The following is a 10424-nucleotide window of genomic DNA, read 5'->3' on the forward strand; positions in this document are numbered from 1 at the left end:
CTAAAAGATGTGTACACACAGTAGCCCCTGGGAGGGGTGCGCCGGAAATGAGCGCAAAGACAGGGAGGGGTTTCTACGTGCGATTGAGCAATTTGACAAGAACGGCTGGCGAAACCCCTTCCTTCCCTTCCCCGAGGAAGGAATCGCACCAGCCCCTGCATTTTTTTAATCCGTTTTTTTAATTCCCCGTTACCTCCAGCCACCGCCCAAAGCCCTGTAAAGATTTACCACCGCCTGTAATTCCTGCAACCTATCGCTAACGCCACTCAACTGGGCCGATAACAGGTTTTGCTCGGAGGTTAACACATCGGTATAATTAGTAGCCGAGCTGTAGCGCAGCAGCTCCTGTGTATAATCAACCGATTTTTGCAGGGCTATGATTTGCTTACTCCGGGCATCCTGTTTTTCTAAGGCTGTTTGGTGGGCGTACAACGCGTTTGAAACCTCTTGTCCGGCTACCAGTAGCGTTTTCTGGAAGCTGTTTAACGCTTCCTGCTGCTGAGCCTGCGCGGTGCGTAGGCGGGCTTTATTCAAGCCCTGGTTAAAAATGGGTTGGGTTAAACCCGCCGCAATATTGTAAAATATGGAGTTTACAAAAAAGTCTTTCAGTTGCAGGGTTGATAAACCACCCGAAGCCGTAATGGTGAATGAGGGATAAAAATACGACCGCGCCACATTGGTGTTTTCAAAAGCCGCCCTGAAAGCGTATTCACTTTGCTGTACATCCGGGCGGTTATTTAGCAATTGCGTCGGGATGCCGGCCTGTAATTCGCTGGCGATGTTTTCTCCAGCAAGACTACCGCGATTAACCGGGCCTGGTGCGCGAGCAAGCAGCAGATCCAAAGCATTCTCGGTTTCGCGGATGCTGCGTTTCAGGTCGGGGATAGATACCTCGGCTGCGTAGCGGTTGGCTTCGCTTTGTACCACGGCCGCGCCGGTTACTACGGCACCGGCTTTAAGCTCCTTCATCGTTTCTACATCCTTAATCCTGTTTTTAAGGGTTTCGCGGGTAATTTCTAATTGCTTATCTAAGGCAAGCAGGTTAAAATAATTATTGGCTATATCGGCTATCAGTTGAGTTTGTACGGCGCGTTTAGCGGCATCGGTTTGTAAATAACCGGCCAGCGCCGCACGCTTTGTGCTGCTCAGTTTACCCCAAACATCGGCTTCCCATGAAGTGGTGAGCCCGGCCTGGTAGGTGGTGGTTAATGTATTAACAATGGTACCTGCCGGATAATTCAATCCTGCCGATGATTGTTTTGAACGGGTTACGCTGGCATTACCACTTAATGAGGGGTAAAACGCGGCTTTACTTTGCTGTAAAGTAGCCTGCGCTTCCAGTATCCGCTGAACGGCTGTTTTCAGATCAAAGTTATTATTCAACCCTTCCTGGATGAGCGCGCGCAGGGTAGTATCGGCAAACAAACTTTGCCATGGCATTGCCGCGATGGTTGTGGTATCGCTTCCCTGCACGTCACGGTATAATCCGTTGGTACCACCCTCCGGGCGGTTATAGGTTTTAGTGATCTTACAAGAAAGCAGCAAGCTAAAAGCCAGCGTAAAAAACGAGATATATTTTATAGTCGATCGATTCATTTCAAATTTCATTTATGCATTAGTGAGCTGTTGGGCTGATGATCGGATCGTCGTTTTCATCTTCATCATCATGTTTTCCTTTAATGCTGATCTTTTCCTGCAATGCCTGGAAAATGATAAACAGCACCGGGATCACAAACACCCCGAATACCGTACCCACGAACATGCCCCCAACGGCACCGGTACCTATGGATCGGTTACCATTCGCGCCCGCGCCTGTAGAAACCATCAGTGGCATAATGCCAAAAATGAAGGCGAATGAAGTCATCAAAATAGGGCGCAAACGGGCTTCGGCACCTGCAATAGCAGCCTCTACCAAGCCCATGCCACTACGGCGGCGTTCCAAAGCAAACTCCACAATCAAAATGGCGTTTTTGGCTAATAAGCCAATGAGCATGATGAGTGAGATTTGCAGGTATATATTACTGCCTACCCCAAAGATCTGGGCAAACAGGTAAGTTCCGGCCAAACCAACCGGCAGGGAAAGCAATACCGCGAAGGGCAGAATATAGCTTTCGTACTGTGCGCACAGCAAAAAGTACACAAACACCAGGCAAAGCATAAATATATAGGCCGATTGTGTGCCTGTGCTCAACTCCTCGCGTGTAAGGCCCGAAAACTCAAAATCGTACCCGGCAGGCAGCGTTTGTTTGGCAACTTCCTGTATGGCCTTAATGGCATCCCCGGTACTATAACCCGGGTTTGGCGAACCTGATACCGAGATCGCCGTAAACAGGTTAAAGCGGGAGATAGATTCCGGTCCGAATACCCTTTTCAGTGAAATAAAAGACGTGATTGGGGCCATGGTACCGGCGGCATTTCGTACAAATATTTTGCTCAGGCCAATTTCGTTTGCCCGGTAATCATAATCGGCCTGTACCATTACACGGTATTGCTTGCCAAACTGGTTAAAGTTTGAGGCATACAAACCGCCATAATATCCCTGCAAAGTATTCAGCACCGCGTTCACGGTAACGCCAGCCTCTTTACATTTAGCCACATTAACATCAACCTGGTATTGCGGAAAGTTGGGATTAAATGATGAATTAAGATTTTGAATTTCCTTGCGCTTTTTCAACGCCTCCTGGAAGGTGTTGCTCACCTTAAACAATTCGTCGATAGTGTGGCCGCCTTTATCCTGCAACTGAAACTCAAAACCATCGCTGTTACCAAAACCCTGTAAGGTTGGCGGCGAAAAGTAAAACACATTAGCCTCACGCAAACTGGCTGTTTTTTGAGTAAGCTGCCCGATGATACTTTGCAGGCTCTGACTCTTTTCTTTACGCTCATCCCAGGTTTTCAGTTTCATGATCACCATGGCGTAGGCACTGCCCGATCCTGCTATAAAGTTAAAGCCTACTAATTTCAGCGTGTTCCTAACCTCGGGAAAAGTATGACCAATACTGTCAATCTTGGCGGCAACCGCCTCAGTTCGTTCCATTGATGAGGCCGGCGGCAAACTGATAGCCGCGAAAACGGTACCCTGATCTTCATTAGGCACAAAGCTGGATGGCGTTGTTTTTACCAGGTAAATAAGGATGCTTGCAAATATGGCTACTGCCGCTAAGGCTATCCATTTTCTACCCGCCAAAAAGCCTATCGATTTTTTATACTTACCGCTTACCGCATCAAACGAGGCGTTAAACACCACGTAAAAATGATTGATGAACCCGTGTTTTTTTGTTCCCTTTTGATGCGGTTTTAATAATAGCGCGCACAATGCAGGGCTCAGCGTTAAAGCGTTTACTGCCGACAGGATAATAGCTACCGCCAGCGTAATACCAAACTGTTTATAAAAAACCCCGGTAGAGCCGGTAATAAAAGTAACCGGTAAAAACACCGCCGACATTACCAGTGTGATAGATACGATAGCGCCCGAGATCTCGTTCATTGCATCAACAGATGCCCGCCGGGCCGATTTATACCCTTGATCCAACTTGGCATGCACGGCCTCTACCACCACAATGGCATCGTCCACCACAATACCTATCGCCAGTACCAATGCAAACAGCGTAAGCAGGTTGATGGTAAAACCAAACAGGTTCAAGAAAAAGAAGGTACCCACAATGGCAACCGGCACGGCGATGGCCGGAATCAGCGTGGACCGGAAATCCTGTAAAAAAACAAAAACCACAATGAATACCAGCACGAAGGCTTCTATCAATGTACTGATCACCTTCTCTACAGACGCATTTAAAAACTCATTGGCATCAACCAGGTAGGTAATCTTCATCCCCTTTGGAAATTTTTCTGCCGCCGCGTCTAATATCTTTTTGGTTTGATCAATCACATCATGCGCGTTTGATCCCGCGGTTTGGCTTACCGCCGCGCCTACAGATGGCAAACCGTTGGTTTGTATCCTGAACGAATAATCGAGCGACCCCAATTCTATCCGCGCGACATCATTTAACCGCAGCAATTGTCCGTTCCCTACAGATTTAATGATAATATCGCCAAACTCTTTAGCCGTTTTTAATCGCCCTTTGTACCTGATAACGTATTGGAACGCCTGCTTGCTATTCTCGCCAAATTTACCCGGCGCGGCTTCAATGTTCTGCTCGTTAAGCGCATCGGTAATATCATCGGGGATCATTCCGTATCTCGACATTACATCCGGCTTCAGCCAAATCCGCATCGAATAATCTCTTGACCCAAAAACGTCTACGTTACCTACGCCGGTTACACGTTGAATCTGTGGCACCAGGTTAATCTTGGCATAGTTTTGCAAAAAGGTTTCGTCGTACGTTTTGTCTTCGCTGTAAAGCGAGAAGATCACCAGGTTACTGCTTTGGCTTTTGGCAACCGTTACGCCCGATTGGGTAACTACCAAGGGCAACAAGCTTGTTGCGCGCGATACCCGGTTTTGCACGTTTACCGCAGCCAGATCGGGGTTAGTACCAACTTTAAAATATACGGTGATGGAGGCAGAGCCATCATTACTGGCAGAGGAGGTCATGTAGGTCATGTTCTCCACGCCGTTAATCTGCTCCTCCATCGGGATAATAACACTTTTCAATACCACATCGGCATTGGCGCCGTTGTAAAAAGCCTGTACCTGTACAGTTGGCGGGGCGATATCCGGGTATTGTGAAACCGGCAGACTAATCAACCCCAAAATACCCAGTATGAGTAACAAAACCGAAATAACGGTAGAGAGTACCGGTCGTTCTATAAATTTTTTAAGCATAATATTGCTTTTGTAATAATTGCAGGAATAAAAAGATAGGGTTATTTTAGGTTGCCGTAAACCGATGCAGCACTTACTTCATTGGTTTTTATAACGGTGCCATCCTGCAAATTGCCCGAACTTTCCAACACGATTTTATCGCCGGCTTTTAAGCCCTGGGTAACCACATAAAATAAATCGGCAGTGTTATCCATTACCTGTATAGCCACATTTTTGATCTTATTTTGCGCGTCAACCACGTAAACAAAACGCTTGTCCTGCAATTCGTAGGTAGCGCTTTCGGGCACCAGCAATGCTGATTTAACGATATTAGGAATCCGTACCACCGCGCTGCTGCCACTGCGGATAAGGCCACGTGGGTTAACAAAATCGGCCCGCACATTGGCTGCTCCCGTTGCTGTATTGATGAGGCCGTTTACGGTTTCAACCTTGCCGGCATGTTCATAAGTAGTGCCATCGGGCAAAATGAGCGAAACCGCAGGCAGGTTAGCCAACTTGGCTTTAAACGATGTTTTGTTCAAACTATCGCGGCTGAAATCCAACAGCTGCTTTTCATTCAAGGCAAAGTAGGCGTAAATGTTGGCTGTATTATAAACGGTAGTCAGCGGGTCTGTTGTGCTGCTGGTAACCAGGCTGCCCAATTTGTAGGGCAAAGCGCCGATAACCCCGTTTACAGGGCTGATAATGGTGGTGTAGTTTAAATTTACTTTAGCATTTGCAAGCGCTGCCTTCGCCTGGGCCAACGCGGCTGCCTTAGTTTGTTGTGTAAGTTGTGCCGATTGTAACTCATATGGGCTGATGATATCTTTATCTACAAGAGGCTTAACTTTATTTACCTGCAATTGCGCAAGGTTCAAATCGGCTTCTGCGGTTTTGATACCGGCTTCTGCGGTACGCACGTCCTGCTCATACTGGGGCGCGTTTATTTTAAACAGCAATTGCCCTTTGGTTACAATGGCGCCCTCATCCACATAAATTTTTTCTACGTAGCCATCAATCTTGGGCCTGATCTCGATATTTTGCTGGCCCTGAATACTGGCAGGATAATCGACATTTAAAGTAGCCTGTCGTGGCTGCAGCTCCATCACCTTATAATCTAACACCTGTGCCGGCGGCGCGCCGGCGGCGGGTTTATTAGTACCTCCGCAGGATGAAATTACAGCGACGAACGACAGCCCGATGATAAGTCCCGCGGCATTTTGTATTAAAGAAAAAGAAGAATTTTTACAGGATGAGTTAAAGAACATCAGTGTGAGTATATGATTATCAAAAATAAATGCACAGCAAACCGAACGCCGGTTTTTCGGCATTTATTGGGTATAGACGCAAACGAAGGGGCCTTTGTTACAAACCAATTATTTTAAAAGCTACCACTTGTATGTTTAAGCCCGGCTAATCTTTCCTCACAATAGCGCTATTCACCTCTATTTCATTGAGTAAACCAGGGTTACTTTTTGAATTGAATGGGTACGGATTGTCGTTTTTTGCGCGGGTAATTTTATCCAGGTCGGTATCTACCTGGTTCAATTGTTTAATAAGGTTATCTATGGATGATAAATGCGCGTTGTAAATTTTAACCTTGGTGTTATAGGCATTTACCTGGTCGTTTTTGCCGGCCGCGATGGCGGTTTTAGCCGTATCCGTCAACTGGTAATTGTACGGACTCAAATTGGCAATGGTAGTTATCACAGGCAATATGGCAGTAGAATCGGCCCTTGATAATTTGGCCAGGTTAAGCGCCGCCGGGTTGGGGTTATAACTAATCAGATTTTGATATTCGCCCAATATCGACGACTCCAACTGGTGTTCATGCGCATAAGTATCGTTGATGATATTGGTTTTGGTATTGTTTTTAAAACCGTTGAATAAAAGCGATGTAAAATCATAGGCTTTGGTACGCATCACCGCGTTTTGAACAGAATAATAATTACTCAACGTTCTTTCTTTAGCATATAACAGCCCAAGGTTTGAACTGATGAGCTGGAATCCCGGGTTGCTGCTGATGGAAAGATCTGTTTGATTGCCAAAGTTGTGGTACTGCTTTCCGTATACTTCCAGGTCATCAATACGCTCATAGGAACATAAAAAGTAAAGCCGATAACGCTGAAACTCCTGGTCGGGATTGTCAATCTGCGCATAGCAACGCTGAATGAATGATTTAACAGCCTTATCATCAAAAACCTGGTAAATGTTTGCAGTAGGGGTAGGCTTCCATCGCAGTAAGGAAAGCTTTCCTTTAAAATCGAGTTCTACGGTATTAGCGTCAGAAAAATTATCGCACAGCTTACCCAAAAAATAAGCAACCTGCGCGCCGGCCTGTACCTCGTGCTTGGTATTTACCAGGGCGTAAAGGCTATCCTGTATTGTTAAATAGTTTTCATTGCTGTTCCAAAAAGAAGGCTCCAATGGCGGGAGCAACAACCGGTTTGTTTTGGTATCTACAAAAATGAATGTGCCCAAAGGGTATACATTTTGAAAGTTGTTCTCCAACAAAGTAAACCCGCTCACCGCTGTCGAATCCATTTTAAGCAAAAAGTTTAGCACCTTATTGTTTTGCAGTTGCAGACTTAGGTTTTGCAGTGACTCAAAACTGGCGCTTTGCTTTTCGGGAATCAACACGGGGATATAAAATAGTTGATCTTTATGTTGATCGAGGTATTGGTAATCCCGTTTTACAATGGCCGATGTCTGATCCTGCTGATCCTGCCCGTAAAAGGCTATGGTATCGCCCTTGCTTACTGTAATTCGCCTGATATCCTCCTCATCAGGCTTAAAGCGACCTAAAGATTTTACCCTGAAATTGCCGGATTTTTGTGAAACCCTGTAAAAAACGGTAAGCGCGTTTTTCGAGGTGTTTTTGATCTTAAACTTGATACCATCGGCCTTAGCCCAACCGGGAAGCAAGCTTAGCATCGATAAACAGATTAATAAATATAGGGCAGGAGATTTTTTTGCAGCAATGGGGTATTCAAGGGAAAAATACATAGGTACAGATTTAAATATCGCCGGCAAAGCATCGGATGGTTTTGTGCCGATGGCAGGCATGTGTTTAATATCTATACAACAATATTTTAACCCCCGAATTGTTTTGCCACGGAAATTTTACGAAGAGGGGGTGTTTGATCAAATCGGGCTTTCTCTATAGCCTCTCGTATGCAAATCCAACTTTATAAAAGCATGGCGCATATTTCCAGACTTACGAAGTTTTTTAAACTTCGTAAGTCTCTCTTTCCGGTCTCCCAGCAAATGCAGCTGTCTTAATTCTTGACTCTAACCTCTTGATTCTCTTCCCAAATTAGCTTCTCAAATACGAGGCGCCGTTGATATCAATGATGCCGCCGCTGCCAAACTCCATTCCTGTTGAGGCATACACGGCTACAAGGCGGGCAACTTCTTCGGGTTTGGCTACTCTGCCAAACGGGCTTTGCTTTTTGATGGCTTCGCCCGCCGGGCTATCCAAGATGGAGGCTGTCATATCTGTTTCAGTAAAGCCGGGTGCTATTACATGGATGCTTACGCCTTTGGGAGCCAAGGCCTGGGCTAAAGACTGGCTCATAGCATTAAGTCCGGCTTTACTCGCTCCATAAGCGGGATGATCCGGCTCGCCGCGGAAAGCGCCCCTTGACGAAATATTGATGATTTTGCCCCCGCCCTGTGCGGCCATTTGCCTGCCTGCAAAATAGCAAAGGTTAGCCGGGCCGGTTAAATTGGCATCAACAGTTTGTTTCCAATTCGTTTGCCATTCATCATAACTGGCTTCTAATATTTTATGCTCCAGGTAAATCCCAGCATTGTTAACCAAAATATCAATACGACCATATTTGGCTATAAAATCAGTCATTAATTTTTCTACCGCGATAGGGTCCTGCACCTCTAACTGCCAGGCGCTATGGCTGCTTCCGGCAAGCGTCGACAAAGTTTCCTGAGCAGCAGCCTGGTTTGATAAGTAGGTGATTGCTACTTGTGCTCCCGCTTCAGCAAATATCTGCGCGCATGCTTTACCGATACCGCGCGAGCCGCCGGTAATGAGTACACATTTATCTTTAAAATCAAATGTCATAGTTTTTGTATTGTCAGGTAAATATAGCGGCTTGCCAGTTAAAACAATAAGCCGTGTAGAAAAGAATAGCCATTAATTACTAAAAATATTAACTTAAATTTGCTAATATTTTTATCAAAATGAGTGCTGATATACTAATCATTGTTTCGGTAGTTATCCTGTTAACCGCCGTTTTTCTATTCATCAAAAAGCCAAAAGCTATTGAGCAAATCTCGCCCGAGGAGCTAAACAAACTCCGGAATGATAACGACCTGCTCAAAATCGGTTTAGCTAAAGCCGAGGAAAAAGCCAACGGACTTGCCAGCGAAAAAGACAACATTACCCAGTTACTCAAGGATGAAAAAAATCGTCTGATAGACGAACTGTTGTATGAACGTACCCAGTTAGCCGAGGCCAATAAAGCGCTGGAAAGTGCGCGGGCATATTACCGGTCGCAACAGGAAAAAATGCAGGAGCAAAAAATAGAGATTGAGCAGATCCGCGTACAGTTTCAGCGCGAGTTTGAAAACGTGGCCGAAAAACTGCTCAAGGAAAAATCAAAAGAGTTTATTGATGTGAATCGCAATAACCTGGATATCATCCTTAATCCGCTCAAAGAAAACCTGAAGGCATTTGAGGATAAGGTAGAAAAGGTTTACAATATGGAAGCTGCCGAGCGTAACACCCTTAAAGGCGTTATCACGCAGTTGATGGACCTCAACAAACAAATTAGCGACGAGGCGCAAAATTTAACCAAAGCCCTTAAGGGTGATAACAAAAAGCAAGGCAACTGGGGTGAGGTTATTTTAGAACGGGTGCTGGAACGCTCGGGCCTGGTGAAAGACCAGGAGTACCGCATCCAGGCCGCTATGCAGGCAACCGATGGTACGCGTTACCAGCCGGATGTGATCATCGATTTACCCGACGACAAACACCTAATCATCGACTCTAAAGTTTCCCTAATTGCCTATGAACGCCTGGTAAATGCCGAAACGGAAGAAGATCGCAAGCTGTTTGCCAAGGCGCATGTGGAATCGATTAAAAATCACATTGGGGGCTTATCGGCCAAAAAATACCACGATCTGTACAAGATCAACTCTCCCGATTTTGTGTTGCTTTTTGTGCCGATAGAATCTTCTTTCAGCATAGCGGTGCAGTTGGATGGCGAACTGTTTAATTATGCATGGGATAAAAAAGTGGTGATTGTTAGTCCGTCTACCTTATTGGCTACCCTGCGTACCATCGCCAGCATGTGGAAACAGGAACGTCAAAATCGCAACGTATTGGAAATAGCCCGCTTAAGCGGCGATATGTATGATAAGTTTGTTGGTTTCCTGGGCGATATGGATAGCATTGGCCGCAACATTAACCAAACTCAAACTGCCTATAACAGCGCCCTCAACAAACTATCTGAAGGCCGGGGAAACCTAACAACCACCGCCGAGAAGATCAAAAAATTAGGAGCTAAGGCAGATAAGCAGATTGATGGGAAGTATTTGGAGGAGTGATTTTTTTTATTCGTCATTGCGAGGTATAAAATCCGGGGACTCTGAAAGTGGAAATGACGTAGATCACCTGGCGGCGAAGACTCACCCGCCAGCG

Annotated in this window: 6 protein-coding genes; 1 reads left to right on the top strand and 5 read right to left on the bottom strand. The window is 45.8% G+C overall.

Features of this window, described 5'->3' with window-relative positions; all coding sequences use genetic code 11:
* Positions 1-189 precede the first annotated feature (189 nt).
* From QWZ17_RS23555 to QWZ17_RS23575, 5 genes are all read right to left on the bottom strand, one after another.
* Positions 190-1596, bottom strand: a complete 1407-nt coding sequence (locus QWZ17_RS23555) for an efflux transporter outer membrane subunit (RefSeq protein ID WP_290307776.1) — start codon at positions 1594-1596, stop codon at positions 190-192.
* Between the two features lie 19 nt (positions 1597-1615).
* Positions 1616-4783, bottom strand: a complete 3168-nt coding sequence (locus QWZ17_RS23560) for an efflux RND transporter permease subunit (RefSeq protein WP_290307777.1) — start codon at positions 4781-4783, stop codon at positions 1616-1618.
* 41 nt (positions 4784-4824) lie between these two features.
* Positions 4825-6030, bottom strand: a complete 1206-nt coding sequence (locus tag QWZ17_RS23565) for an efflux RND transporter periplasmic adaptor subunit (protein WP_290307778.1) — start codon at positions 6028-6030, stop codon at positions 4825-4827.
* Positions 6031-6175: 145 nt separating this feature from the next.
* Complete coding sequence (locus QWZ17_RS23570; protein ID WP_290307779.1) at positions 6176-7696, bottom strand: hypothetical protein; 1521 nt, start codon at positions 7694-7696, stop codon at positions 6176-6178.
* A 382-nt stretch (positions 7697-8078) separates the two neighbouring features.
* On the bottom strand, positions 8079-8843 hold the full coding sequence (locus QWZ17_RS23575) for an SDR family NAD(P)-dependent oxidoreductase (RefSeq protein ID WP_290307780.1): 765 nt from the start codon (positions 8841-8843) through the stop codon (positions 8079-8081).
* Between the two features lie 119 nt (positions 8844-8962).
* Here QWZ17_RS23575 and QWZ17_RS23580 point away from each other — a divergent pair, with 119 nt between their 5' ends.
* On the top strand, positions 8963-10330 hold the full coding sequence (locus QWZ17_RS23580; RefSeq protein WP_290307781.1) for a DNA recombination protein RmuC: 1368 nt from the start codon (positions 8963-8965) through the stop codon (positions 10328-10330).
* The last annotated feature ends 94 nt before the right edge of the window (positions 10331-10424 follow it).

This window comes from Mucilaginibacter flavus (genome assembly GCF_030409315.1).
GTDB lineage: Bacteria > Bacteroidota > Bacteroidia > Sphingobacteriales > Sphingobacteriaceae > Mucilaginibacter > Mucilaginibacter flavus.